30 protein-coding genes are annotated in these 24,723 nt (G+C 39.1%); 27 read left to right on the top strand and 3 right to left on the bottom strand.

Annotation, left to right across the window (positions count from 1 at the left end; all coding sequences use genetic code 11):
- Nucleotides 1-33 precede the first annotated feature (33 nt).
- From U9R83_RS21910 to lysA, 12 genes are all read left to right on the top strand, one after another.
- On the top strand, nt 34-1,200 hold the full coding sequence (locus U9R83_RS21910) for a D-alanyl-D-alanine carboxypeptidase family protein (protein ID WP_042991899.1): 1,167 nt from the start codon (nt 34-36) through the stop codon (nt 1,198-1,200).
- A gap of 102 nt (nt 1,201-1,302) precedes the next feature.
- Entirely contained in the window at nt 1,303-1,653 is a 351-nt protein-coding gene (gene spoIIAA / locus U9R83_RS21905; RefSeq protein ID WP_014458299.1) for an anti-sigma F factor antagonist, read from the top strand.
- Nucleotides 1,653-2,096: an anti-sigma F factor gene (gene spoIIAB / locus U9R83_RS21900; protein WP_013084935.1), complete on the top strand. Its 444-nt coding sequence runs from the start codon at nt 1,653-1,655 to the stop codon at nt 2,094-2,096. The genes spoIIAA and spoIIAB overlap by 1 nt, the downstream gene beginning before the upstream one ends.
- 12 nt (nt 2,097-2,108) lie before the next feature.
- Nucleotides 2,109-2,870 (top strand): RNA polymerase sporulation sigma factor SigF, encoded by a 762-nt coding sequence (gene sigF / locus U9R83_RS21895; protein WP_013059074.1) that lies wholly within the window; start codon nt 2,109-2,111, stop codon nt 2,868-2,870.
- 161 nt (nt 2,871-3,031) lie between these two features.
- Nucleotides 3,032-3,652 carry a stage V sporulation protein AA gene (locus tag U9R83_RS21890; RefSeq protein ID WP_014458300.1) on the top strand — a complete coding sequence of 207 codons (621 nt, stop codon included), beginning with the start codon at nt 3,032-3,034 and terminating at the stop codon, nt 3,650-3,652.
- On the top strand, nt 3,642-4,064 hold the full coding sequence (locus U9R83_RS21885) for a stage V sporulation protein AB (RefSeq protein WP_014458301.1): 423 nt from the start codon (nt 3,642-3,644) through the stop codon (nt 4,062-4,064). The genes U9R83_RS21890 and U9R83_RS21885 overlap by 11 nt, the downstream gene beginning before the upstream one ends.
- 18 nt (nt 4,065-4,082) lie before the next feature.
- Nucleotides 4,083-4,544 (top strand): stage V sporulation protein AC, encoded by a 462-nt coding sequence (spoVAC, locus tag U9R83_RS21880; protein ID WP_014458302.1) that lies wholly within the window; start codon nt 4,083-4,085, stop codon nt 4,542-4,544.
- Nucleotides 4,545-4,557: 13 nt separating this feature from the next.
- Entirely contained in the window at nt 4,558-5,589 is a 1,032-nt protein-coding gene (gene spoVAD / locus U9R83_RS21875) for a stage V sporulation protein AD (protein ID WP_013084932.1), read from the top strand.
- Entirely contained in the window at nt 5,577-5,927 is a 351-nt protein-coding gene (gene spoVAE, locus U9R83_RS21870) for a stage V sporulation protein AE (RefSeq protein WP_013059069.1), read from the top strand. Before spoVAD ends, spoVAE begins: the two co-directional genes overlap by 13 nt.
- 6 nt (nt 5,928-5,933) lie before the next feature.
- A complete protein-coding gene (locus U9R83_RS21865; protein ID WP_014458304.1) occupies nt 5,934-6,500 on the top strand; it encodes a stage V sporulation protein AE in 567 nt (188 codons plus the stop codon).
- Nucleotides 6,493-7,974: a spore germination protein gene (locus tag U9R83_RS21860; RefSeq protein ID WP_014458305.1), complete on the top strand. Its 1,482-nt coding sequence runs from the start codon at nt 6,493-6,495 to the stop codon at nt 7,972-7,974. Before U9R83_RS21865 ends, U9R83_RS21860 begins: the two co-directional genes overlap by 8 nt.
- A 138-nt stretch (nt 7,975-8,112) precedes the next feature.
- Nucleotides 8,113-9,432 (top strand): diaminopimelate decarboxylase, encoded by a 1,320-nt coding sequence (gene lysA, locus U9R83_RS21855; RefSeq protein ID WP_243549927.1) that lies wholly within the window; start codon nt 8,113-8,115, stop codon nt 9,430-9,432.
- Nucleotides 9,433-9,483: 51 nt separating this feature from the next.
- Here lysA and U9R83_RS21850 read toward each other — a convergent pair whose 3' ends face one another.
- Nucleotides 9,484-10,359, bottom strand: a complete 876-nt coding sequence (locus U9R83_RS21850; RefSeq protein ID WP_014458307.1) for a DUF1002 domain-containing protein — start codon at nt 10,357-10,359, stop codon at nt 9,484-9,486.
- Between the two features lie 389 nt (nt 10,360-10,748).
- Between U9R83_RS21850 and U9R83_RS21845 the strand changes: the two genes are divergently transcribed.
- Entirely contained in the window at nt 10,749-11,183 is a 435-nt protein-coding gene (locus U9R83_RS21845) for a peptidylprolyl isomerase (RefSeq protein ID WP_013059064.1), read from the top strand.
- Nucleotides 11,184-11,427: 244 nt separating this feature from the next.
- Nucleotides 11,428-11,781, top strand: coding sequence for a GNAT family N-acetyltransferase (locus U9R83_RS21840; RefSeq protein WP_115654886.1), 354 nt, complete (start codon nt 11,428-11,430; stop codon nt 11,779-11,781).
- A 75-nt stretch (nt 11,782-11,856) separates the two neighbouring features.
- On the opposite strand, the gene U9R83_RS21835 is transcribed toward U9R83_RS21840, so the two are convergent.
- Nucleotides 11,857-12,378 carry a DUF309 domain-containing protein gene (locus U9R83_RS21835; protein WP_014458309.1) on the bottom strand — a complete coding sequence of 174 codons (522 nt, stop codon included), beginning with the start codon at nt 12,376-12,378 and terminating at the stop codon, nt 11,857-11,859.
- 131 nt (nt 12,379-12,509) lie between these two features.
- A complete protein-coding gene (locus U9R83_RS21830) occupies nt 12,510-12,608 on the bottom strand; it encodes a YjcZ family sporulation protein (protein WP_170836726.1) in 99 nt (32 codons plus the stop codon).
- A 198-nt stretch (nt 12,609-12,806) separates the two neighbouring features.
- On the opposite strand from U9R83_RS21830, the gene U9R83_RS21825 reads away from it, so the two are divergent.
- The 13 genes from U9R83_RS21825 to U9R83_RS21765 all read left to right on the top strand — a co-directional run bounded on the left by U9R83_RS21825 (nt 12,807) and on the right by U9R83_RS21765 (nt 24,705).
- Nucleotides 12,807-13,562, top strand: a complete 756-nt coding sequence (locus U9R83_RS21825) for a segregation/condensation protein A (protein ID WP_243549925.1) — start codon at nt 12,807-12,809, stop codon at nt 13,560-13,562.
- Nucleotides 13,559-14,131: an SMC-Scp complex subunit ScpB gene (scpB, locus tag U9R83_RS21820; RefSeq protein ID WP_013059059.1), complete on the top strand. Its 573-nt coding sequence runs from the start codon at nt 13,559-13,561 to the stop codon at nt 14,129-14,131. The genes U9R83_RS21825 and scpB overlap by 4 nt, the downstream gene beginning before the upstream one ends.
- A 118-nt stretch (nt 14,132-14,249) precedes the next feature.
- Entirely contained in the window at nt 14,250-15,398 is a 1,149-nt protein-coding gene (locus tag U9R83_RS21815) for a D-alanyl-D-alanine carboxypeptidase family protein (RefSeq protein WP_115654883.1), read from the top strand.
- Nucleotides 15,391-15,990: a nucleoside recognition domain-containing protein gene (locus U9R83_RS21810; protein ID WP_013059057.1), complete on the top strand. Its 600-nt coding sequence runs from the start codon at nt 15,391-15,393 to the stop codon at nt 15,988-15,990. Before U9R83_RS21815 ends, U9R83_RS21810 begins: the two co-directional genes overlap by 8 nt.
- Complete coding sequence (locus tag U9R83_RS21805; protein ID WP_013084923.1) at nt 15,987-16,520, top strand: spore maturation protein; 534 nt, start codon at nt 15,987-15,989, stop codon at nt 16,518-16,520. The genes U9R83_RS21810 and U9R83_RS21805 overlap by 4 nt, the downstream gene beginning before the upstream one ends.
- A gap of 86 nt (nt 16,521-16,606) precedes the next feature.
- Nucleotides 16,607-17,332, top strand: coding sequence for a pseudouridine synthase (locus tag U9R83_RS21800; protein WP_013059055.1), 726 nt, complete (start codon nt 16,607-16,609; stop codon nt 17,330-17,332).
- A 197-nt stretch (nt 17,333-17,529) separates the two neighbouring features.
- The gene (gene resA / locus U9R83_RS21795) at nt 17,530-18,051 is read left to right on the top strand and encodes a thiol-disulfide oxidoreductase ResA (RefSeq protein WP_014458314.1); all 522 of its coding nucleotides are present in this window, start codon (nt 17,530-17,532) and stop codon (nt 18,049-18,051) included.
- Nucleotides 18,052-18,063: 12 nt separating this feature from the next.
- Nucleotides 18,064-19,686 carry a cytochrome c biogenesis protein ResB gene (locus U9R83_RS21790; RefSeq protein WP_243549923.1) on the top strand — a complete coding sequence of 541 codons (1,623 nt, stop codon included), beginning with the start codon at nt 18,064-18,066 and terminating at the stop codon, nt 19,684-19,686.
- Between the two features lie 11 nt (nt 19,687-19,697).
- Nucleotides 19,698-20,876, top strand: coding sequence for a c-type cytochrome biogenesis protein CcsB (gene ccsB, locus U9R83_RS21785; protein ID WP_140451724.1), 1,179 nt, complete (start codon nt 19,698-19,700; stop codon nt 20,874-20,876).
- Nucleotides 20,877-21,026: 150 nt separating this feature from the next.
- Nucleotides 21,027-21,164 (top strand): hypothetical protein, encoded by a 138-nt coding sequence (locus U9R83_RS21780; protein WP_226554914.1) that lies wholly within the window; start codon nt 21,027-21,029, stop codon nt 21,162-21,164.
- A 191-nt stretch (nt 21,165-21,355) separates the two neighbouring features.
- Nucleotides 21,356-22,072 carry a response regulator transcription factor gene (locus U9R83_RS21775; RefSeq protein WP_013059051.1) on the top strand — a complete coding sequence of 239 codons (717 nt, stop codon included), beginning with the start codon at nt 21,356-21,358 and terminating at the stop codon, nt 22,070-22,072.
- Nucleotides 22,072-23,844 carry an ATP-binding protein gene (locus U9R83_RS21770; protein ID WP_014458318.1) on the top strand — a complete coding sequence of 591 codons (1,773 nt, stop codon included), beginning with the start codon at nt 22,072-22,074 and terminating at the stop codon, nt 23,842-23,844. The genes U9R83_RS21775 and U9R83_RS21770 overlap by 1 nt, the downstream gene beginning before the upstream one ends.
- Nucleotides 23,845-24,015: 171 nt before the next feature.
- Entirely contained in the window at nt 24,016-24,705 is a 690-nt protein-coding gene (locus U9R83_RS21765; RefSeq protein WP_115654880.1) for a peptidoglycan DD-metalloendopeptidase family protein, read from the top strand.
- Nucleotides 24,706-24,723: the final 18 nt, after the last annotated feature.

Here is a 24,723-nt window from a genome sequence, read left to right as displayed (position 1 = left end):
AATAGGTTGTATAAAGAATGGAGGTTTGTGGAGATGAAGCGAACTATTGTAAAGTTACTCGTTGTCATATTTTTATTTCCACTTATGACGCAACCTGTTTTAGCCGCAGAAAAAAAGAGTTCTGAGCTTGCTGATAGTGCTAGGTCAGCTATTTTAATTGAACGGGATACAGGAAAAATTCTATACGAAAAAAATAGTAATCAAGAACTTCCCCCTGCTAGTATGACTAAAATTATGACAATGATTTTAATTATGGAGGCTTTGGATAAAGGGAAAATTACCTTAAAAGATAAAGTGCGAGCAAGTGAATATGCCGCTTCAATGGGAGGCTCACAAATCTTTTTAGAGCCCGGAGAAGAAATGACGGTAAATGATTTGCTAAAAGGGATTGCGATAGGTTCTGGTAACGATGCTTCTATGGCAATGGCTGAATATTTAGCTGGATCAGAAGAAAAATTTGTAGCAAAGATGAACCAAAAAGCGAAAGAGCTTGGTTTGACTCATACAAAATTTCAAAATCCGACAGGCCTGCCCGTAGAAAATCACTATAGTACAGCTCATGATATGGCCATGATGGGCAGAGAGCTGCTAAAGTATGAAAAAATTATTAACTATACAAGTAAATACGAAGCTTATTTGCGCACGGATACAGATAAGAAGTTTTGGTTAGTAAATACAAATCGCTTAGTGAAGTTTTATCCCGGCGTTGATGGACTCAAAACCGGATTTACGGGTCAAGCGAAGTATTGCCTAACAGCTACCGCTAAAAAGGGAAATATGCGTGTGTTAGCGGTTGTATTCGGTGCAAGCACGCCAAAAGATCGCAATAATCAAGTAACCAAAATGTTAGACTACGCATTCAGTCAATATACAACGAAGCCTTTATACAAAAAAGGAGACGTTATTACCAAGATAGATGTAAACAAGGGTAGCGAAGATCAGGTAACGGCTGTTACGTCCGAGCCTATTTCTGTTTTATTGAAAAAAGGAAATGCAGCCAAAGACGTTAAAACAGAAGTGAAAATGAACGAGAAGCTAAATGCGCCCATTCAAAAAGGCGACAAAATTGGAACGTTGACCATTAAGAAGGATAACAAAGTAGTTAATTCTTCACCGCTTCTGGCAAAAGAAGATATCGATGCTGCTTCTTGGTGGAAGCTATTTAAACGTACGTTCTCTATTTTCTCTCAAACATCTTAAACAGCTAAATGTGACGAAATAGAACTAGTTTTGTCGGTGAGAAGGATTCTATTCTGTCGGCAGCGAAAGACTGACTATAAGATTTCCGAGGAGGTTTGTATAGTGAGTCTTTCGATTGAATTGGAATTCAAACAAGATGTCTTGTTGGTTCGATTAACAGGAGAATTAGATCATCATACGGCAGAAGAGCTAAGAAGCAAAATCACCCAAGCGATAGAGAAGGAATCCATTAGCCATTTGATTTTAAATCTACAGCATTTAACCTTTATGGACAGCTCTGGCTTAGGGGTTATTTTAGGGAGATACAAACAGGTTCATAATAACGGTGGGGAAATGGTTGTATGCGCTATTTCTCCTGCCGTAGAACGTTTGTTTAATATGTCAGGTTTATTTAAAATTATTCGTTTTGAACCTAATGAAGAAAACGCGCTTCAAAAATTGGGGGTGGCATAATGAAAAATCAAATGAACCTCCAATTTTCCGCTCTTAGTCAAAATGAATCGTTTGCCCGCGTCACGGTAGCATCATTTATTACGCAGTTAGATCCAACAATGGATGAGTTAACAGAAATTAAAACAGTCGTATCTGAAGCAGTAACAAATGCTATTATTCACGGCTACGAAAGCAATCCGGATGGTGTGGTATATATTTCTGTGACGCTTCATGAAGACGGTGTAGTCGAGCTGATGATTCGTGATGAAGGAATTGGTATTGATAACGTGGATGAAGCCAAGCAGCCTTTATACACAACGAAACCAGATCTAGAACGTTCTGGAATGGGTTTCACCATAATGGAAAACTTTATGGATGAAATTCGAGTGGAGTCTACTGTATTAGAAGGTACGACCTTATATTTAAAAAAGCACTTAACAAATAGTAAAGCGCTATGTAATTAAGGAGACTTGCCAATGGATGTGGAGGTCAAAAAAAATAAAAACGAACCGTATTTAAAGGATCATGAAGTTAAAGACCTCATCAAGCGCAGTCAGCAAGGTGATCAAATTGCACGAGATACAATCGTCCAAAAAAATATGCGGCTCGTTTGGTCGGTTGTTCAACGTTTTATTAACCGTGGTTATGAGCCCGATGATTTATTTCAAATTGGATGTATAGGGCTATTAAAGTCCGTTGATAAATTTGACTTATCGTATGATGTTAAATTTTCAACATATGCTGTTCCAATGATTATTGGTGAAATTCAGCGATTTATTCGTGATGACGGCACGGTAAAGGTCAGCCGTTCTCTGAAAGAAATGAGCAATAAAATACGTAAAGCAAAAGACGAACTTTCCAAATTACTTGGACGCGTCCCTACAGTCGCTGAGGTTGCAGAACACTTGGATCTGACTCCTGAAGAAGTAGTGCTAGCTCAAGAAGCTAATCGTGCTCCTTCGTCTATTCACGAGACGGTCTATGAAAATGATGGGGATCCAATTACCCTTCTTGACCAAATTGCTGATCATACGGAAGCGAAGTGGTTTGATAAAATTGCCTTAAAAGAAGCAATTGAAGAACTTGATGAACGTGAAAAGCTCATTGTCTATTTGAGGTATTACAAAGATCAAACTCAATCCGAAGTGGCCGCAAGGCTGGGAATTTCTCAGGTTCAGGTATCGAGGCTTGAGAAGAAAATCTTAAAACAAATGAAGCTGCATATGAATGACACGTAATACGTAAGAAGCAATCCGTTTTGCTATTCAAAGAAGAATAGTGAAACGGATTGCTTTTTTTATTTGGTAATTAATGGTCTGTTCAGAAACGTGAATTAGAAAATTTAAGAAAATCCATACTACACGTACAGGGAGATAATGAATCGTAAGGTGTGATATGAATGGAAAACGTTCTTTATCTTAAAATGAGACATCGTATTCAAGTAAAACCTGATGAAGCTGTAAATATTGGACAATTAGCAATGGTTATAGCAGGAGATTCTGTTCAAAAGCAAATTGAAAAGCTAGTTGTATATCAAGTAAGTATGAGTGATCGAAATATTATCATTGTTGATTTAATGAAGGTAATTGAAAAAGTTGCCTCTCAGTATCCGCATTTAGACATTCAGACGATTGGACCCGCTCAAACGATTGTAGAGGTCGTGTATAAAAAGAAACAATATTCCTTTTTGTTTTTTCTAGCTGTTTGGTTTCTTCTCTTCATCGGAGCTGCTTTGGCAATTATGAACTTTCACGAAGATGTGAGTATGAGACAAGTACATCAAAAATTGTTCTATATGCTGACCGGTCTGAGAGATAAGCAGCCTTTGCTGATTCAAGTGCCTTACTCTATCGGTTTAGGCTTGGGAATGATTCTGTTTTTTAACCATGTCTTTAGAAAACGAATTAATGAAGAGCCTAGTCCTCTCGAAGTCGAAATGTTTAATTACCAGCAAGACTTAGATCAATACGTCATTATGCACGAGAATAAAGAAAGTATGAAAAAAATTGATGATCATTAACATTGTGATGACCATTGTAATTGGACTTGCGGGAGGACTGGCTGCAGGTGCTGGGTTTGTAGCATTTTTAACGGTGCTGGGCATTATTCCGCGTTTGATGCAGCTGACCAAAACCATGAAATATATTCAAGCATATGAATGGGGAGTGGTGGGTGGTGCTGTTACAGGCGGGTGGTGCAGTCTTCATCAATACACGTGGCAGTTTCCTGCGGTGCTGATTATGATCATAGGTCTAACGAGCGGTATTTTTATTGGGATGCTGGCAGCAGCGTTGACAGAAGTACTTAATGTATTGCCGACGTTAACGAAACGAATAGGAATGGAAGGGAAGCTTATTTTATTGTTAATGGCCATTGTACTAGGCAAAGTATGCGGATCATTATTTCATTGGATTTATTTTGTTAATCAATAAGAAAAGGATGTATGTAACATGGCAAATAATCAAAAATTAAAAGATAACTATCAAGAAAGCATTAAACCATTTCAGCCTAAACCTTCATATGTGGCAAATTGCCTAAAAGCCTTTTTGGTAGGGGGAATCATTTGTACATTAGGACAGGTAATTCAAAATTTCTATATTGCATTTTTTGACTTTAATGAAAAAAATGCAGGTAATCCTACCGTTGCAACCCTTATTTTAATATCTGCGCTCTTAACCGGGTTTGGCATATATGATCGTATTGGTCAATTCGCAGGTGCAGGTTCAGCCGTTCCTGTTACGGGTTTTGCCAATTCCATGACGAGTGCAGCGCTTGAACATCGAAGTGAAGGGATTGTTCTCGGAGTTGCGACGAACATGTTCAAACTGGCTGGAAACGTAATCGTATTTGGAACGGTTTCGGCTTACGTTGTAGGAATCATTCGCTACCTTTTTAAAACTTATTTGCTATGAAAAGAGGGGGATTATGAGAAAAACTGGGAAGCAAACGTGGGTTTATGAAAATCCTATTTATATTAACGCCACGGGAACAGCTGTAGGACCAAAAGAAGCAGATGGACCGTTAGGAGAAACATTTGACATTACACATAAAGATTTGCACTGTGAAGAAGACAACTGGGAGTTGGCTGAAAGAAGGCTGATGACGGAGTCCATTGATTCCTGCTTGCAAAAAATAAATTTATCCTATGAAGACGTTGATTTGTTTTTGGCTGGAGATTTATTAAATCAAAACGTAACGGCTAATTTTGTAGCCAGGCATAACCAAATTCCATTTCTATGCATGTTTGGCGCTTGTTCCACATCAATGGAAACGCTGGCAACAGGAGCAGCTCTTGTGGATGCGGGATTTGCTAATCGTGTTATTGCATCAGCGAGCAGTCATAACGCAACGGCTGAGCGCCAATTTCGAAATCCTACCGAGTACGGAGGACAAAAACCAGATACGGCAACGGCAACCATTACGGGAGCAGGGGCAGCGCTGGTCTCGAAAGAAAAAGGTATTGTGCGTCTCACGTCTGCAACGATTGGTCGGGTAATGGATTATGGGATTAAAAATGCAAACGATATGGGTTCTGCTATGGCACCAGCTGCTGCAGATACCATTCAAAGGCATTTGGAAGACTTAAACGTCGCTCCAAGCGAGTATGATCTTATTTTAACAGGAGATTTATCTGGTGTAGGAAGTCCAATCTTAAAACAGCTGCTCAAGGACGAAGGCTATGATATATCAACCAATCATAATGATTGCGGATTAATGGTATATCGCCCCGACCAAAATGTATTTGCAGGGGGAAGCGGCTGCGGCTGCTCGGCTATTGTCACGTATGGTCATATTTTAAATGAATTAAAATCAGGAAACTTAAAGAAAGTGTTTATGGTGGCAACAGGAGCTCTTTTAAGTCCAACGATGATTCAGCAAAAAGAGTCAATTCCAACAATTGCTCATGGCGTCGTCTTAGAACATATTGGGGAGGGGGATGATCAATGGAGTATGTAATAGCTTTTGCTGTAGGAGGAATCATTTGCGTTATTGGGCAGCTGCTCCTGGATCTTGCTAAACTTACTCCAGCGCATGTTATGAGTTCGTTTGTAGTTGCAGGAGCGATTTTAGATGGATTTGGTCTTTATGATAAGTTAATTGAATTTGCTGGCGCCGGAGCGACGGTTCCAATTACAAGCTTTGGTCATTCTTTGCTGCACGGAGCGATGAAGCAAGCAGATGACCATGGGTTTATCGGGATTGGGATTGGGATTTTTGAACTTACCTCGGCTGGAATTTCAGCAGCTATTTTATTTGCTTTTATTATCGCGTTAATCTTTAAACCGAAAGGATAAAAGATTATGAAAAAAAGAAGGATCATTATTGTAACCGATGGGGATGAATATGCGCGCAAAGCAATTGAGCATGTAGCTAAATCGGTTGGTGGCAGATGCATTTCGAGGTCATATGGAAACCCTACTACGTTAACAGGTAGTCAAACGGTAGATTTAATTCTTCAAGCACCATATGATCCCGTCTTTGTGATGTTCGACGATAGCGGTTTCTTAGAGGAAGGACCCGGGGAAATTGCTTTGCTGCATGTAGCAAAACATCCTCAAGTAGAAGTTCTTGGAGTGATTGCTGTTGCATCACGTACTCATCAAAGCGAATGGACAAGAGTGGATGTGACCATTGATCGTTTTGGAGAAATATCGCATTACGGCGTGGATAAAAGCGGAATTCAAGAGTTAGAAGTCGGACGAATTAATGGAGATACAGTTTACTGCTTGGATCAGCTCGATATTCCCTTAGTTGTAGGAATAGGGGATATCGGCAAGATGGCTAGGATGGATGATGTTAAACTGGGATGTCCTATTACAGAAAAAGCAGCAAGACTTATTTTAGAAAGGAGCGGTTCGTTTGGATAAGCTAGCAGAGCAGAAAACAGCTATTTTTTCGAAAGTACAAAAAAACGATCAGTGGTTCAAAGAAAACGCTAGTATGAACACAAGCTTTGATGTGGGCGTGCGTAAACTACTTATTTTGGATCGAGAAGTTCATGTTTACTATGTAACAGGACTGTGCGATAGTTCATTTATTATTGAAATTACAAAAGTGCTCGTTCAAATTAATGATAATGAAGTTGAACGAGCAAAGCTAAAGGATATTGTTGAAAATCGTCTTATTCACCAGCAAGTCAAGCCTTTAAAGACGCTGGATGATGGAATGGTGTCGGTTTTATCAGGACTGCTATTCGTTTTAATTGACGGTGAAGAAGTTGGCTTTGAAGTCGATGTGCGTACATATCCTGGCAGATCCCCTGAAGAAGCGGATACAGAGAAAGTAATTCGCGGAGCAAGAGATGGATACACTGAAAACATCATTATCAATACAGCGTTAACAAGAAGACGAATTCGTGACGGAAGATTTCGGTTTGAAATTATGAAGGTAGGCGAACGATCAAAACTGGATGTAGCGATTGGGTACATAAATGGCGTAGCTGATCCAGGGCTGGTTAAATTGATAAAAGATGAACTGGAAGCAATTGATATAGATGGTTTGCCGATGGCTGACAAATCAATTGAAGAGTTTTTAGTCAAACAAGGAATTAATCCTTTTCCAATGGTACGCTATACAGAACGTCCCGACACAGCAGCAGCTCATGTACTAGAAGGTCATGTGATCATTATTACCGATACGTCTCCAAGCGTTATTATTACGCCAACTACGCTGTTTCATCACGTGCAGCATGCAGAAGAATACAGGCAGTCTCCTTCTGTCGGTACGTTTATCCGCTGGATACGATTTTTAGGAATTCTTGCTTCTCTTTTCTTATTACCGTTATGGCTGTTATTTGTACTTGAACCAGATCTGTTGCCGGCAAAATTGCAATTTATTGGACCGAACGAAGAAACAAATATTCCAACTGTTGTTCAAATTTTCCTAGCTGATTTTGGGATTGAGTTTCTGAGGATGGCGGCCATTCATACGCCGACGCCGCTTGCCACGGCGATGGGCTTGATTGCCGCTGCGCTTATTGGGCAAATTGCTATTGATGTAGGTCTCTTTGTTCCCGAGGTTATTTTGTATGTGGCTATTGCAGCAATTGGTTCATTCGCAACGCCAAGCTATGAGTTAGCAGTAGCAAATAAAATGCTGCGATTGTTTCTGTTAATTTTTGTGGCGGCCTTTCATACTCCAGGGTTTCTTATTGCAACAACGTGTATCATTCTCTACATGGCGCGACTAAAATCGTTGAATACGCCTTATTTGTGGCCATTTCTTCCATTCAACCCGCAGGCTTTATGGCAGATTATCATTCGCACACCGGTTCCTGGAGCAAATCCGCGTCCTAGTATTGTACATCCGCAGGACAAAGACCGCCAACCTGCAAAACCTTAAACGAAATATGTGGTTGAAACCTGTATGAAGATGTGATAGATTTGTTTTAAATATGGAAAATAATAAATATTTAGACAGTTAGCAGCGAATTGCCGTTAACTGTCTTTTTTACACTATACACAGGAACGGGGTCTAAACATGTTTTTACACGGAACAAGTTGCATAAATAAGCAGGGTCATCTTGAAATTGGTGGAGTTGATACGGTTGAATTAGCATCAAGTTTTGGGACACCCCTTTACGTATACGATGTATCTTTAATTCGGCAGCGTGCTAGAGGATTTAAAGAAACCTTTGAAAAGCATGGGGTAAAAGCACAGGTCGCTTATGCAAGCAAAGCTTTTTCTACAATCGCCATGGTTCAAGTTGTTCACGAAGAAGGTCTTTCGTTAGACGTCGTTTCGGGAGGGGAACTATATACGGCTTTAGCAGCTGACTTTCCGAAAGAACGTATTCATTTTCATGGAAACAATAAAAGCCGAGCGGAACTAGAAATGGCCATTAAAGAAGATGTAGGGTGCATTGTAGTTGATAATTTTTATGAAATTACGCTGCTGCAAGAATTAACAGAACAGTATCAGAAAAAAATGCCCGTGCTTCTCAGGTTAACACCCGGAATTGAGGCACACACACATGATTATATCTTGACAGGACAGGAAGACTCTAAGTTCGGATTTGATCTTCAAAACGGTCAAGCAGACGAAGCGGTTCGTCTTGTACAGGAGAGCAAAGGGCTAGAACTTTTAGGTATCCACTGTCATATAGGGTCGCAAATTTTTGAAACAACGGGATTTATTATGGCGACCCAAAAGCTTTTTGCGAAAATGAAAGAGTGGAAACAAAATATAGAATTTGTTCCGCAAGTATTAAATTTAGGCGGGGGCTTCGGTATTCGTTATACGGAAGAAGATCAGCCTATTACTGTTTCGCAGTATGTGGAAGTTATTATAGAAGAGGTCAAAAAGCAGTCCAAACAGTTAGAGGTAGAAATTCCTGAAATTTGGATTGAACCCGGCCGCTCTCTTGTAGGAGATGCTGGAACGACCCTGTATTCAATTGGTTCTCGTAAACATGTACCTAATGTACGTGAATATGTAGCGATTGATGGAGGAATGAACGACAATATCCGTCCGGCGCTGTATCAAGCGAAATATGAAGCGGTCATTGCCAATCGAATGAATGATGAGAGTGATGAGCTCGTGTCCATCGCGGGTAAGTGCTGCGAATCGGGGGATATGCTGATGTGGGATGTACATCTTCCAAAAGCAAACCCAGATGATTTATTAGCGATGTTTTGTACGGGCGCATACGGCTATTCTATGGCAAGCCACTATAACCGTTTGCCAAAGCCGGCTGTCGTGTTTGTAGAAGATGGAGAAGCACAGCTAGTCGTAAAACGCGAAACATATGAAGACATTGTAAAAAATGACGTGAAATACAAAGTGACGGTAAAAAAGTAACGAGTGATTAACGTAAAAAAAAGAGCCTCCTGTTCAGGAGGCTCTTTTTTTTTATGAGAATAACGATTTAATAGCATCAATAATATCAACAAAGAATTGCTTTAATTTATCAAGAAATGATTGGCCTTCTTCTGACTGAAGAAATGTTGTTACTTTTTCTTTTGTCGCAGAAAGCTGGTCTTTTACTTGATTCCAATCGATGTTCATATCTTTTAAACGATTAAAAAAGTCAACAAGTGTATTAAGCTCTGAATCTGTTAATTTAATACCTAAATCATCAGCCACTCGCTGAATTAACGTGCGTAAATCGTCCTTTGTTTGAGGATTTTCTTTGGCAATTTCTTCTTTAATCGTTGCCATAAACTGCGCTGCTTTTTCTTTACCGATTTTTTCACCAAGTTCAGATGTCTGTACCATCTCTTCATTGGCTGCTTTTTTTACTTCTTCTGGGATTTTTTGATCTGTTTGAACTTCATATGCTTTCATAATACCTGTTAAAGCAGCTGTACCAGATACTTCGAATGGAGCGGTAATCTGGATTTTTGCATCTTTAACGCCGGCAGTCATCAAAGCATTAATATACATGTCGTCTGTAATACCATTAATATTTTGAGTTGATACGCTTAGACCAGAATCTTTTGAACCAAGGGTAATACTAGAAGATGAAATAGCACGAGATCCAATAGTAGCCTTTGGAATAAAGTCACCTAAATATTCATGCTCTTCTTGGTTTGTCACGGTTACTGTTTGAGCATTGCTTGGTGCATCAAGGTCATTTAATACCTGTTGCTTCTGAGAGCTGGTTAAGTCCTGACCTAATGTAATAATAACATCGCCTGGAGCAGCATCTGCAAAACTTTTTAAGGGTGCTGTTAGGAATAGAAGAAGACCTAATGTCACCATCATTGCTTTTATCGTTAATTTCAAACCTTTTTCCTCCTTTAATCCCATACTTGCCCTATTATAATACGGGCAGGTCTGAAGTAACAGAGTCAATTCATCATTTTCCCATAAATCAGTCTAGAGGCGTAGATTTCTATATAAAATGAAATCTATATATCTCCATCACTGTATTAGACGGATGATACTATAAAAAGTTTCATCTCACAACTACTATTTTTTATTTAAAGCTACATGAAAAGAAAGTGAATAAGTGCATTCGTTGAATTCATGAGCTTGTTTGTAGTAGAATAGAGTGAGTTTATAGTTGTAAAGGTTCTACCCCTAGGTGGCATTTACAACTTTTACATGTTGCCGCTTTGACGGGGAAAACAGAGCCTATAGCGGTACTAATACATATATTGGAGGTCATTTATATGAAAAAGGCAAGTATTTTAATGGAAAATGGCGAAAAAATTCTAATCGATTTATTTCCGAACGAAGCACCAGGAACAGTAGAAAACTTTGAAAAGTTAGCAAATGAAGGATTCTACAACGGCGTAACGTTCCACCGCGTTATCCCTGGATTTGTTTCTCAAGGAGGAGACCCAACTGGTACAGGTGCTGGCGGTCCTGGCTATTCAATCAAATGTGAAACAGAAGGAAACCCTCACAAACACGAAGCGGGTTCTTTATCAATGGCGCATGCTGGTAAAGACACAGGCGGCAGTCAGTTCTTTCTTGTTCATGAGCCACAGCCTCATTTGAACGGTGTTCACACTGTATTTGGAAAAGTAACAGAAGGACTTGATACAGTGTTAAAAATGAAAAATGGCGACGTAATGAAAGAAGTAAAAGTCTGGGAAGAATAAGAGCATACTGCTATAAATGGATATTAGCTAATAAAACGTCATAACAACCTTTTACAGGGGGTTACGGCGTTTTTTCTTCGCGCAACAGCTCAAAAAGCGTAATAGATTAGGTTTCTCATACACGCATGACATAGGACAAGCTTTTGTGTAATATTGCTATTTACTTATAAATTTTGTATGATAAAAGCAGTAAAAAACGCAGCGCATTAATTTGTAGGAAAGTTTGAGGACGAGGGAGAATCGTATGCTTATTCGCTATAAACGAAACTATGAAAAAATTGCCATGGGTCTTCTATCGTTTGTACCTACGGAAAAAGATTTAAAAAAACTTCAACAAACGATGAAAGAATATGAGCAAAACGAACATTGGCAGCTGTATCTTTGGAAGCAAGAAGAAGATATTATTGGGATTGTTGGCATTTCCATGATCGATAAAAGTTTGATTGAGGTTCAACACGTCAGTGTAAACCCTTCACACCGCCAGCAGGGCATTGGCAAAAAAATGATTAAAGCTCTTAAAGAAATGTATACGACTGCACAAATTAAGCCGAGTGAAATCATCGCTCCGTTTTATGAAAAGTGTCAGGCTGATGAATAAAGAAAAGCATGATTAGTTGAGGTGCGAAAGCTTCTTTCACATCTTAGTCATCATAAAACAACAGGTAGCTTCTAGCTACCTGTTGTTTTGTTTTGCCAATAAGTTCGCTTGTCTTTCCGCAATCACATCTGAGCGATCTCGCGTGCTGTGACGATGAACAATTGCGTCATTTTGCAGATTAGAAGCTGATAACCAGACAAGCTGTTTATCAGTGCTTCTTTGTTTGCAAGCCCGTAATAATGCTGGATCTTCAATAGGCAAGTTAATACTTTTATATGGCTGATACGTATCGATTAAAGCTAATTGTTTGCGAAGAAGTTTAAGCAGTGAAGGATAATTAAGTCCAAGCTGTGCAATATTTTCTTCTTCTTTCGTTAAAATTGCCAGCGCCTTTTGCATCGTTCTTTTGGCTCCAGCGAAATTTTGGCGTCGATGATGATAGAGTGAAACAGCAATTTGAATAAGGCCAACCCAAATAATATTGCGGTGTCCTCTTTCGTCTTTTTTCCAGTGTTCTTCTAGCAGTTCATGACACTCAAAATAATCCCGATCGCCATGAAAATGAACTAAATAATCAATATAGGCTTGTGAATACAATCTTGTTCCCTCCTGGTAAGACTCTATATGTAGTGTATCACAAAAATTAGCTGTTCATCAGCGGAGTGCTTTAAAGAGACAAACGTGCTCAAGGTATGGCGAACACGTTTGTTTTTATTCTATATGTGTGGTTAGAAGCGTAAGCAAGAACAACCAACAATAATTAATAAAATAAACAGTACAACAATTAAAGCGAAACCGCTACCGTATCCACAAGATTTTTCACCCATGCGAGTTCCTCCTTCAGTCATTTCAAAATGTTATTACCTTGACATCATATGTATGTTTAATCTTTTTGTATGGGCAAATGACCTATTTTTACGTTAATTTGTATTGGACATGTGTCTATAATCCTCTATACTAATGGTAGTAACGTTATGTAAAGCAGCAGAAATGATAAGCAATTGAAAAGTGTTGGTGAGAAAAAAGTGGAGTATAGTGTAAAAGTAGATGCGTTTGAAGGACCTTTAGATCTTCTTCTGCATTTAATTAATCGGTATGAAATTGATATTTACGATATCCCAGTAGCAACAATTACTGAGCAATATATGATGTTTATCCATACAATGAATGAGCTTCAGCTAGACGTTGCCAGTGAGTATCTAGTCATGGCAGCAACTTTGCTTCAAATTAAAAGTAAAATGCTTCTGCCTACGTATGAAGAAGATATGGATGAGATTGAAATGGTTGATGAAGAAGATCCGCGTGAAGAATTAATGCAGCGCTTAATTGAATATCGAAAGTTTAAAGAAGCGGCAGTAGAGCTTCAAAAGCTGGAGGAAGACCAAAGTCATGTGTATACAAAACCTCCAAGTAATGTGCAGATAAATGCAGAAGAACGTACGCAGCCTCAGGATGAAGGGCTTGATATATCTTTGTATGATATGCTAAGCGCTTTTCAAAAGTTGATGAAACGAAAGCAAAACACAAAGCCTATGCAGACGAAAATAGCAAGACAAGATATTCCAATTGACAAGCGTATGAGTGAGATTGTGAACGAATTAAAAGCCTTTAAAGGGAAAAAAAGTTTTTATCAGCTGTTTCCTTATCAAGAGCGTGATCATATCGTCGTAACGTTTTTAGCTGTGCTGGAATTAATGAAAGAAAATGAAATCGTTGTGGAACAGCAGCACAATCTAGACGAGCTTTATGTATCGTATCGAGAAAGGAATGAAGAGGAATGACAACGAATAATCTACAGGCTATTATTGAAAGCTTACTTTTTGTTTCTGGTGATGAAGGTCTATCCATTAGCCGGTTAGCTGAGATTATAGAAAAGCCTCATGAAGACATTCAAGGTGCTTTGGAGAGCTTAGAGCAAGAGTGTAAGTTCAGAGGAGTTACACTCGTTGAAATAGGAGGGGCCTATCAGCTTGTCACAAAAAAAGAGTATGCACCATATATTGAGAAGCTCGTAGAAGCTCCCGCTAATCAATCATTATCACAAGCAGCGCTTGAAACGTTAGCTATTGTAGCGTACAAGCAGCCAATTACAAGAGCTGAAATCGAAGAGATTCGAGGAGTGAAAACGGAAAGACCTCTTCAAACTTTAATTGGAAAGGTTTTATTAAAAGAAGTGGGACGAGCGGAAGGCGCAGGCAGGGCTATCCTATACGGAACGACAAAAGAATTTTTAGGCTATTTTGGCCTTAAAAGTATCGAAGAGCTGCCGCCCCTTCCAGAAGATTTATTACAAGAAGGAACCGATCAAGAAGCAGATTTGTTTTTTCAATCGTTTCAAGAAATGAAGTGAAAATGTAAAAGAACATAGAGTTTTTTCTATGTTCTTTTTTGTATGGACAAATCTTTTCATTCATAACCAAAAAAGACGAGCATAAACTTGTACAAACAGGTAGAGGGACGGGGATGACATGAAAAGAAGCAAAAAAAGTATCATCTATCTATTTATTGTATTGCTATGTCTCAGCGGTTGGCCTTCCACATCATCTGCAGCAGGGAGCGTAAGTGCTCATAGTGCTATTTTGATGGAACAGAAATCAGGGAGAGTGTTATATGCTAAAAATGCAGATCAAGTTAGCCGAATTGCTAGCATTACAAAAATTATGACAGCAATACTGGCGATTGAATCTGGCAAAATAAATAAAACAGTTACCGTTAGTCACAACGCAGTTGGTGTTGAAGGTTCTTCTGTGTATTTAGTTGAAGGTGAAAAAATAAAATTAAAAGATTTAGTATATGGTTTGATGCTTCGTTCAGGTAATGATGCTGCTGTAGCTATTGCAGAAGCCGTTGGAGGAAGCGAAGATGGATTTGTTTATTTAATGAATAAAAAAGCAGAAGAAATTGGCATGACCAATACAACATTTCAAAATCCGCATGGATTAGACGATCATGAAAATCATCGCTCAACAGCGCACGATATGGCTCTGCTCATGCGCTATGCAATGAATAATAAAATTTTCAAAGAGATTTCAGGAACAAAAGTCTATCGAATGAAGCATCCTGAAGAGAAATGGGATCGGGTGTGGAAAAACAAAAATAAACTGCTGACAACACTATATGCATACTGTACTGGCGGAAAAACAGGGTATACAAAATTAGCAAAACGAACGCTTGTGACAACTGCTACAAAAGATGGAATGGATTTAATCGCCGTAACGATAAATGCCCCAGATGATTGGAACGATCACATTTCCATGTATGAAAATGCATTTGATAAATATGATATGACCAGTTTAGCTGCAAAAGGCGAGTTGGCAGATATAAAGGATTCTTTTTATAAAGATCAGCTGTATATTAAACGAAATGTCGTCTATCCGCTCACAAAGAAAGAACAAAGCTCTGTAGAAGTGAAAACAACGCTAATTCAGCCTAAAAAGCAGTGGAAAGAAACAGGGGAAGTTCCAAATGTGGTAGGAAAGCTCGATATTTATAGAAGTGGAGAGACGATTGACAGTGTTCCTATTTATTTCGAAAAGCAGTCCGAGCAGCAAAAAGGTTTCTTTGATAGAGTGAAGCGATTAATGTTTATTCAGTCTGGAGCCAAAACAGATGGTTAATATTATTTGGATGCTGCTGACCATTATTGGAATTGTTTTTGCGATTATAAATGGGAAAATTGGTGATGTAAACAAAGCAATTTTTCAAGGAGCAGGCGAAGCAGTGACCATCAGCATAGGGTTAATCAGCGTGCTGGTCTTTTGGTTAGGGATGATGAATATTGCTCAAAGTGCAGGGCTTCTCGACAAGTTAGCGAAATTATTTCGACCCATTATTACAAGACTTTTCCCTGATGTTCCAAAAGATCATCCGGCCTTGGGGTACATATTGTCCAATATGATGGCGAATATGTTTGGACTCGGGAATGCGGCAACTCCTCTTGGCATTAAAGCGATGGAACAGCTTAAAAAGCTAAACGGCGATAGAGACGAAGCAAGCCGCTCTATGATCACACTTTTAGCACTTAACACAACCAGTTTAACACTTATACCAACTACAGTTATTGCAATTCGAATTACGTATAACTCGGCTAATCCTACTGAAATTGTCGGTACCACGCTTTTAGCAACTGTTGTAGCTACGATAGGAGCCATCATTATTGATCGCTTCTTTTATTATCGACGTACACGAAAAGGAGGAAAACGAAAATGACTATGCTTAATCAAGTATCATTGATGTTTATTCCTCTTATCGTAGGCTGTATTTTACTTTATGGAACCTATAAAAAAATTCCTACGTATGAAAAGTTTGTAGAGGGAGGGAAGGACGGATTACAAATTGCCTTTTCCATCATTCCTTACCTAGTCGGCATGTTAGTGAGCATCTCTATTTTTCGAGCTTCAGGAGCACTTGATTTTTTCTTATCTGTTTTAAAACCTATGCTGCAAGCAGTCGGCGTTCCGGCTGAAATTGTACCTTTAGCTCTTATCAAACCGATATCTGGAACGGCTGCTCTTGGTATCACGACGGATCTAATTTCTACATACGGACCTGATTCTTTTATCGGTCGTTTGGCATCGACCATGCAGGGAAGTACAGATACCACGTTTTACATTTTAACGGTTTATTTTGGAGCGGTTGGTATTAAAAAAATGGGAGATGCGCTGAAGGTTGGTTTACTGGCAGATTTGGTAGGGATTATTGCCTCAGTTGTCATTGTAATCCTTGTGTTTGGCCGGTAAGAAATCGAAAATTCTACCTCTGAGTGGCAAATACACTTGTGTATTACTTCGTAAACAAGTAAGATGTTACAAGAGGTGAAGTGTTAATGGAACGATTACAAAAAGTCATTGCTCACGCAGGTGTAGCATCAAGACGTAAAGCTGAAGAATTAATCGGCCAAGGCCGAGTGAAAGTAAATGGAAAAGTTGTAAGAGAATTGGGCACGAAAGTAGGTCCTAACGATAAAATTGAAGTAGACGAAGTGCCGGTAGAAAGCGAAGCGCCCGTTTATTTTATGTTATACAAACCAAGAGGCGTCATTTCAGCTGCTAACGACGACAAGGGAAGAAAAACAGTTGTTGACTTCTTTCCACATGTAGAAGAAAGAATTTATCCCATTGGACGTCTGGACTATGATACGTCGGGTTTACTTCTTTTGACAAACGACGGTGAATTTGCTAATCAGCTAATGCACCCTAAATTTGAAGTGGACAAAGTGTATGTGGCTAAAATTAAAGGAATTCCAAGTCGTGAAAAAATCAGACAGCTGCAGCGCGGTGTGATGCTTGAGGACGGAAAAACAGCCCCAGCTCGTGCAAAAGTTCTTTCTATTGATAAAAGCAAGCAGACGGCGATTGTGGAATTGACGATTCACGAAGGGAAAAATCGTCAAGTACGTCGCATGTTCGATGCAATCGGACATTCTGTATTAAAATTAAAACGTGAGCGCTACGGACCTTTAGATTTACGCGGATTAAATGCAGGAGAAGCTCGTGAGCTTACAGCGCATGAAGTCAAACAATTATATTCAATGTCTCAAACAGGTAAGTAATTTTCACTTACCTGTTTTTTTTATGAAAAATGTCGTGAATTAGAAAAACAAGCAAGGTTTTTTGAAAAAATGTCGAACTTGTAGAATGAGAGGAAGACTTCACAGAAACGTCGAAATATTATTGGAAAGCCACTACCACAAAAATGATATAATGGTAGAAAAAAGCGTATTGAAAGCGGTTAAAAGGAGTTCGTGCCATGAAAAAAAAGCGCTTGATTATTCGAACAGTTATATTGGCAGTTTTGCTGTGCGCGGTTGGATATACCCTTTATGCTCAATTTTTTGCTGATAAACAAAAGGTATCAGTAGGAGATAAGGCACCTGACTTTATATTAAGAGATGTTAATGGAGAAACTCATCAGCTATCAGATTACAAAGGCAAAGGAGTTTTTTTGAATTTTTGGGGAACGTGGTGCAAGCCCTGTAAACAAGAGATGCCGGCTATGGAAAAGCAGTATGCCTCATATAAAAAGCAAGGTGTTGAAATTCTAGCTGTTAACGTTGCAGAAACGAATATAGCAGTAGAGCAGTTTGCTAAACAGTATGGGCTATCTTTTCCGATTTTGATGGATAAAGATTCACAAGTTTTGGGTGCATACGGAATAGATCCTCTGCCGACTACATTTTTAATTGATAAAAACGGAAAGATTGTAGACAGTTTTATCGGGGGATTGGAAGAGTCTAAAATAAAAGAATATATGGAAGAAATTAAACCATAGGGAGTGTTGACAATGAAACACGTGAAATGTGAGTGTGGACACGTTAACCCGCATGGTACGATTTTGTGTGAAGCCTGTGGTAAGCCGATTGCAGAAGAAACAACTGATAAATTAGTGGATATGCGTTATGAAGGAAGCGCAAGGCGATCGCAAACGTACAATAAAACAGTTATCGATAAAATATGGAATTTTTTCTCTTCTGTAAAAGTAGGTATTTGGATCATTATTGTGACGCTTGTTGCGTCTGCAGTCGGAACCATTTATCCTCAAGAAGCTTACATACCTCCTAATGTGACAGCAGATGAGTATTACCAAAAGGAATATGGATGGACAGGAGAGCTTTATTATAAGTTAGGTTTTCATCATCTCTACGAATCGTGGTGGTACTTGCTTTTAATTGCTGCTTTAGGAATGTCGTTAGTCATTTGCAGTTTAGATCGAGTAGTGCCTTTGTACCGAGCTCTAAAAAAGCAGAGTGTAACAAAACATCCAAATTTCTTAAAAAGACAGCGTTTATACAGCACTTCATCATCATGGACCGATCAAGAATATGAACATGTAAAAAGCATGCTTAAAAAAAGAAGATACTCTATTCGTGAAGAAAACGGGAATCTGCTGGCTGAAAAAGGACGCTTCTCAAGGTGGGGTCCATACGTTAATCATATCGGTCTCATTATCTTTTTACTAGGTGCTATGCTTAGATTTGTACCAGGTATGTATATAGATGAAGTTCTTTGGATCCGTGAAGGTGAAACAAAAGTTATTCCTGGGACGAACGGAGAGTATTTTTTGAAAAACCATCGTTTTACTGTTGAAACATATGATAAAGATAGCGAAAGCGCCGTGTTTCAAGAAGCAATTGATCGTGCAGGGAATAATAAAGTAGCCAAAAAATATGAAGCGGATGTTAGTTTGTATAAGCGCGAAGGAAAGCTTATACCGGGAGCAGATCCAAAGTTAAAGAAAATAAAAGATTCAGAGATTCGTGTGAATCAGCCGCTTAAGTTTGAAGGATATGCCATGTACCAAGTGGATTTCAAGTTGAATGAGTTTAGCTCTATGTCTTTCCATTTAACAGATAAAAATGCAAATAGAAACGTTGGTTCACTTACAGTAGATTTACATAATCCAAAAGAAACATATGATTTAAAAAACGGATATAAAGTCAAGCTCATGAGTTACTTTCCAGACTTTTTCTTTGATGATGAAGGAAATCCAAATACAAAGACCAGAGTACCTAACAATCCGGCTTTTGTATTTAAAATGATCACGCCTCAGCATAAAAAAGGTGAAGTTGCTTTTGTTGGAATTAGAGAGAACTTGGAGCCGCTAGGAAATAACGATTATAAAATAACCTTTGCTGGTGTGGAAACGAAAAATGTAACGGGATTAACCGTTCGCAGAGACTATACGCTTTGGTTTTTAGGAGTTGGCGGAGCCATCTTTATGATTGGTGTAATTCAAGGGATGTATTGGAATCATCGCCGCATGTGGATTCAAAAAGTCAATAATGAAATATGGTTGGCCGCACATACAAATAAAAACTGGTATGGGCTTAAAAAAGAACTAAATGGTTTATTAGAATCAACATCTCTTACACAGCTGAAGGACCAAAATGATAAAGAAACAAAATAGGAGGAAAAAGCATGGATTACGCGAGTATAAGTAGTAATTTACTGTATGTGGCGTTTATTGCTTATTTAGTTGCAACCTTTTTTTTCGGAGGAGCTATTCGAGATAAGCGAGCAGCTCAAAAGAAAACAAAGTGGGCAACGTTTGGAATTGCGGTTACCATCATCGGCTTTATTGCACAGATTGGCTACTTTATTACAAGATGGATTGCATCAGGCCACGCTCCTGTTAGTAATTTATTTGAATTTACGACGTTTTTTGGCATGATGCTTGTTGGTGCATTTATTGTTATTTACTTTATTTATCGTCTTAGCATGCTTGGACTTTTTGCATTGCCGGTGGCTCTTTTAATCATTGCTTATGCAAGCATGTTTCCAACTGAAATTACGCCGCTGATACCCGCTCTCCAAACGAATTGGCTGCATATTCACGTTACAACCGCAGCTACGGGTGAAGCCGTACTTTCCATTAGCTTTGTTGCAGGATTGATTTATTTAATCAAAACGATTGACCAATCCAAGCGAAATAAAAAAGCATTTTGGCTGGAATTCATCCTGTATACGCTTATTAGTACGCTTGGGTTTGTAGTGGTGACGCTGACTTTTAATGCGGCTCACTACGAGTCATCATTTAATTGGGTTAATAAAAGTGGAGAACAAGAGCAAGTCGTATATCATATGGTTCCGCTAGTGGGGCCTCATCAAAGTGAGTGGACAGACGGGAACGACATACAGCCGTTTGTTGATATGCCGGCTATTATCAATGCTAAAAAATTAAATACGGTTATTTGGTCGTTAGGCGGTGGCTTCGTCTTATATTGGCTGATTCGCCTTATTTTACGGAAGCGAATTGGCGCCGCACTGCAGCCGCTTGTGAAGCAGGTAAACAGCGACTTGCTTGATGAAGTAAGCTACAGAGCAGTGGCAATTGGATTTCCTATTTTTACACTAGGAGCACTTATTTTCGCTATGATTTGGGCTCAGATGGCCTGGACGCGCTTTTGGGGGTGGGACCCTAAAGAGGTGTGGGCGCTGATCACCTTTTTATTTTACGCCGCTTTTCTTCATCTTCGGCTGTCTAAAGGATGGCACGGTGAAAAATCAGCTTGGCTGGCAGTTGGCGGGTTTGCCATCATTATGTTCAACTTAGTGGCTGTGAACCTAATTATTGCAGGTTTACATTCATATGCTTAACCTTTAAAAATAGAATAGAGGCTGGAACAAAGATATTTTAGTTGAAGGAAGATCCGAACGAATGAGATTCTTGATGGAGAATCTCATTCGTTCGGATTTTTTCATTGGTATGGTGAACGGAGGCTTCATATATGTAGGTGCTTCTAGCTGTTGATTGGAGGGCAAGGCGAAGACTCCTGCGGGAAAAGCGGAAAAGGTGAGACACCGCAGGAGCGGAAGCGACGAGGAGGCTCAGCGGCCGCCCGCGGAAAGCAAAGTCTTGCACGGAAATCAACAGCGATGGAATAAGCGATCCCTACTAGCTCCTGTATTTTATTTGTTCGTCTTTAGATTGAATGGATTTCGTTGCGTCTCAGCCTCTTTTTGGTAAAAAAAGCTGTTTTTCCTAAAGGTGTTCACGAATTGTCACATTGTTTGGGTATCATAAGTAGAACTCGCCGGTTTTTTTTTGTACACTAAGACTAGGAGGTTGAAAATACATGCAAAACGAACAAAGATTACTGCTAGTAGACGATGAAGATCGCATTAGACGATTGTTAAAAATGTACTTAGAAAAAGAAGGATACATCATTGAAGAAGCAGCCGATGGGCATGAAGCAATCGAAAAAGCGTTACACATAGATTATGATTTGATTGTATTAGATTTAATGATGCCTGGCATAGACGGTATTGAGGTTTGTAAACAAATTCGGGAGAAAAAAGCAACTCCTATTATCATGCTTACAGCTAAAGGGGAAGAAGTAAACAGAGTCCAAGGGTTTGAAGTAGGTACAGATGATTATATCGTTAAGCCGTTTAGCCCAAGAGAAGTGGTTCTTCGCGTAAAAGCACTGCTTCGACGTTCTTCTCAAGCAACGTTTATTCAACCAGAAACGAGCGTGAAAAATCTTATTGTCTTTGATCACTTAACGATTGATAATGACGCACATCGCGTTACAGCAGACGGAAAAGAAGTTAACTTAACTCCAAAAGAATATGAATTATTATGCTACCTTGCAAAAACGCCAGATAAAGTATATGACAGAGAACAGCTGCTGCGTGAAGTATGGCATTATGATTTCTTTGGAGATCTTCGTACGGTAGATACACACGTCAAGCGTTTGCGTGAAAAGTTAAACCGCGTATCGTCACAAGCGGCGAAAATGATTGTAACCGTTTGGGGAGTAGGGTATAAATTTGAGGTTGAAAATAACTGATGTTTTGGAGAAGTGTAGTTGGTAAACTATGGTTTACTATCCTATTGCTCGTCACGCTTGTTTTATTTATTTTGACCATTTTACTGCTTCAGTTTTTTGAAAATTATCATGTTGTAGATGCGGAAAACCGTTTAACTAAAACGGCTGCTAAAATCTCTACCATTGTGCAGGAAACAGAGGATGAAAAGCTAGGACTATCCATTGCTCGTGAACTTGCAGATCAAGCAAGTGTAGTTATTGTTCAAGATGAAGATTTCTATTGGCATTCCACACATCCTGATAAAGAAAATAAGAAAGCTATTTCGGCCATTGTTAAACAAAACAATCAGCTAAATCAAGTGGTTGAAAAAGGTAAAGTAGTACGGGAAAAAATGTACATGACCACAAAAAAAGACACGAGTGATGAGCCTTTAATGTTTGTTGTCGGTGTACCTTTAATGAAAGATAACAAACCGACAGGCGGCGTTTATCTGTATCAATCTCTTTCTGAAATTGAAGAGCCCGCTCAATATACGACTAAGTTCATTTTATTGGCTGCAGGTATTGCTATTATTTTAACTACTATCTTTGCTTTTTTCTTATCCACTCGAATTACAGCACCTCTTAGAAAAATGAGGCAGGCGGCATTTGAAGTAACAAAAGGGAACTTTGATACAAAAGTACCTATTTTAACTCACGACGAAATTGGAGAGTTAGCGATTGCTTTTAATCAAATGGGCAGGCAGTTAAAGTTTAATCTCAATGCGCTCAATCAGGAAAAAGAACAGCTTTCAAGTATTTTAAGCAGTATGGCAGACGGTGTTATTACGTTTAGTAGAGACGGATCGATTTTAATTACCAATCCCCCAGCGGAGCATTTTCTTCAGACTTGGTATTACGAGCAGGATGTTAACAATCAGCAGGTGCCTGAGCTTCCAGCAAACGTTGTGCATTTGTTTCAAACGGTAGTAGAGACTGAAACGGAGCGAAGTGCAGAGTTGAAAATTCAAGGGAAAACGTGGGTCATTTTAATGTCACCGCTCTATAATCAAACGAAAATCCGCGGTGCTGTAGCTGTACTACGAGATATGTCTGAAGAGCGTAAACTTGATAAATCGAGAAAAGATTTTATTGCAAACGTGTCTCATGAATTGCGCACACCTATTTCTATGCTTCAAGGTTATAGTGAAGCTATTATTGACGATATTGCAAGTACGGATGAAGAAAAGAAAGAAATTGCACAGGTGATTTATGATGAATCACTCCGTATGGGCCGGCTTGTAAATGAACTTTTAGATTTGGCGCGAATGGAAGCGGGACATGTGCAGCTTCACTTAGAATCTGTAGCAATGGTTGAATTTACAGAACGTGTTTTGCGTAAGTTTCAGGGGTTAGCTAAAGAGAAATATATTAAACTGTCTCTTAATGGAAAAGTAGAAGATGAATTTGAAGCGATGATTGATTCAGACCGTATGGAACAAGTGCTGACAAACTTAATTGATAATGCCATTCGTCATACGGATGACTACGGAGAAGTAAAGCTGCATCTTGATAAAAGTCAATCCGAAATCCATCTTTCTGTTCAAGATACAGGAGCAGGCATTCCGAAAGAAGACCTTCCATTTGTATTTGAACGATTTTATAAAGCGGATAAAGCCAGAACGAGAGGGAAGTCAGGAACTGGTCTTGGGCTTGCGATCGCCAAAAATATCGTGGAGGCACATCAAGGGATCATTGCGGTTGAAAGTGAATTAAATGAAGGAACAACTTTCTTTATCAAACTGCCAAAGTAAACACATGCTAAATAACAGTTTTTCTTCGGCTGAAATAATGAGAATAGCAAAGAGATGTGATTCAGTAGAGAATCACATCTCTTTATTTTTTCTATAAACAAGTCTAAAAGAGAAGGAATTGGCATATAGTATGTTTTGTGTGCAATGATCTACATAGGAGGTTCTTTCTTCATGATTGACGTGTTAAGAAGAATATTGGTTGTATTAGTAATGGGATTGTGTATCGGTCTGTTATTTTTGGGCGGACAAATGGTAAAGGCAGAAGAGAAGCAGTGGGAGTGGCCAGTTGAAGGAGTCTTAACTGATATATTTGGTTCTCGTCACGCCAAACACTTTGGAATTGACATAGCAGCACCTGTGGGTACACAGGTGTATGCTGTTGCAAAAGGAGTGGTGAGCCGCTCTTATTATTCAAATACATACGGACAGGTTGTTTTTATCAAACAAACGAACGGATACGAAACGGTCTATGCTCATCTAGAGGAACGTTTTGTTGCAGAAGGAAATTCTGTAGCCGCAGGTCAAAACATTGGACGGGTTGGCAATACAGGACGATCTTCAGGTGCACATTTGCATTTTGAAGTTCATCAAGGAAGTTGGAATCCGGATAAAACCAATGCAGTAAACCCACTTGCCAAATTGGACAAGCAAAAACTATCGGCATACGTAAAAAGCGATTTAGCTGCCACGGTTTTTCAGCAGTTACATCAGGCTTCTGATAACTGTATTCTTATCCATCAAGGAGATACATTATCTGAACTTGCGGCCAAATATGAAGTAGATGTGGAGCAGCTAAGAAAGTGGAATCATTTAGAGAACACCGCTTTAAATGCAGGACAAGTGTTAAAAATAAGTCCATAAAAAAGAGCCGCTAAGGCT

Source organism: Priestia sp. LL-8, assembly GCF_036227845.1.
Classification (GTDB): Bacteria; Bacillota; Bacilli; order Bacillales; family Bacillaceae_H; genus Priestia; species Priestia zanthoxyli.
The sequence above is the reverse complement of the archived record's forward strand: the minus strand, read 5'-3'. Positions and strand labels throughout refer to the sequence as shown.

Bases quoted from the DNA above. Each gene is read 5' to 3' on its own strand.
- U9R83_RS21890 (WP_014458300.1), top strand. From the start codon at position 3,032: ATGGAAAACGTTCTTTATCTTAAAATGAGACATCGTATTCAAGTAAAA.
- spoVAD (WP_013084932.1), top strand. From the start codon at position 4,558: ATGAGAAAAACTGGGAAGCAAACGTGGGTTTATGAAAATCCTATTTAT.
- U9R83_RS21770 (WP_014458318.1), top strand. From the start codon at position 22,072: ATGTTTTGGAGAAGTGTAGTTGGTAAACTATGGTTTACTATCCTATTG.
- ccsB (WP_140451724.1), top strand. From the start codon at position 19,698: ATGGATTACGCGAGTATAAGTAGTAATTTACTGTATGTGGCGTTTATT.
- U9R83_RS21800 (WP_013059055.1), top strand. From the start codon at position 16,607: ATGGAACGATTACAAAAAGTCATTGCTCACGCAGGTGTAGCATCAAGA.
- U9R83_RS21805 (WP_013084923.1), top strand. From the start codon at position 15,987: ATGACTATGCTTAATCAAGTATCATTGATGTTTATTCCTCTTATCGTA.
- scpB (WP_013059059.1), top strand. From the start codon at position 13,559: ATGACAACGAATAATCTACAGGCTATTATTGAAAGCTTACTTTTTGTT.
- sigF (WP_013059074.1), top strand. From the start codon at position 2,109: ATGGATGTGGAGGTCAAAAAAAATAAAAACGAACCGTATTTAAAGGAT.
- lysA (WP_243549927.1), top strand. From the start codon at position 8,113: ATGTTTTTACACGGAACAAGTTGCATAAATAAGCAGGGTCATCTTGAA.
- U9R83_RS21775 (WP_013059051.1), top strand. From the start codon at position 21,356: ATGCAAAACGAACAAAGATTACTGCTAGTAGACGATGAAGATCGCATT.
- U9R83_RS21830 (WP_170836726.1), bottom strand. From the start codon at position 12,608: ATGGGTGAAAAATCTTGTGGATACGGTAGCGGTTTCGCTTTAATTGTT.
- U9R83_RS21885 (WP_014458301.1), top strand. From the start codon at position 3,642: ATGATCATTAACATTGTGATGACCATTGTAATTGGACTTGCGGGAGGA.
- U9R83_RS21845 (WP_013059064.1), top strand. From the start codon at position 10,749: ATGAAAAAGGCAAGTATTTTAATGGAAAATGGCGAAAAAATTCTAATC.
- spoIIAB (WP_013084935.1), top strand. From the start codon at position 1,653: ATGAAAAATCAAATGAACCTCCAATTTTCCGCTCTTAGTCAAAATGAA.
- U9R83_RS21810 (WP_013059057.1), top strand. From the start codon at position 15,391: ATGGTTAATATTATTTGGATGCTGCTGACCATTATTGGAATTGTTTTT.
- U9R83_RS21910 (WP_042991899.1), top strand. From the start codon at position 34: ATGAAGCGAACTATTGTAAAGTTACTCGTTGTCATATTTTTATTTCCA.
- resA (WP_014458314.1), top strand. From the start codon at position 17,530: ATGAAAAAAAAGCGCTTGATTATTCGAACAGTTATATTGGCAGTTTTG.
- U9R83_RS21815 (WP_115654883.1), top strand. From the start codon at position 14,250: ATGAAAAGAAGCAAAAAAAGTATCATCTATCTATTTATTGTATTGCTA.
- spoVAE (WP_013059069.1), top strand. From the start codon at position 5,577: ATGGAGTATGTAATAGCTTTTGCTGTAGGAGGAATCATTTGCGTTATT.
- U9R83_RS21790 (WP_243549923.1), top strand. From the start codon at position 18,064: ATGAAACACGTGAAATGTGAGTGTGGACACGTTAACCCGCATGGTACG.
- U9R83_RS21765 (WP_115654880.1), top strand. From the start codon at position 24,016: ATGATTGACGTGTTAAGAAGAATATTGGTTGTATTAGTAATGGGATTG.
- U9R83_RS21865 (WP_014458304.1), top strand. From the start codon at position 5,934: ATGAAAAAAAGAAGGATCATTATTGTAACCGATGGGGATGAATATGCG.
- spoVAC (WP_014458302.1), top strand. From the start codon at position 4,083: ATGGCAAATAATCAAAAATTAAAAGATAACTATCAAGAAAGCATTAAA.
- U9R83_RS21840 (WP_115654886.1), top strand. From the start codon at position 11,428: ATGCTTATTCGCTATAAACGAAACTATGAAAAAATTGCCATGGGTCTT.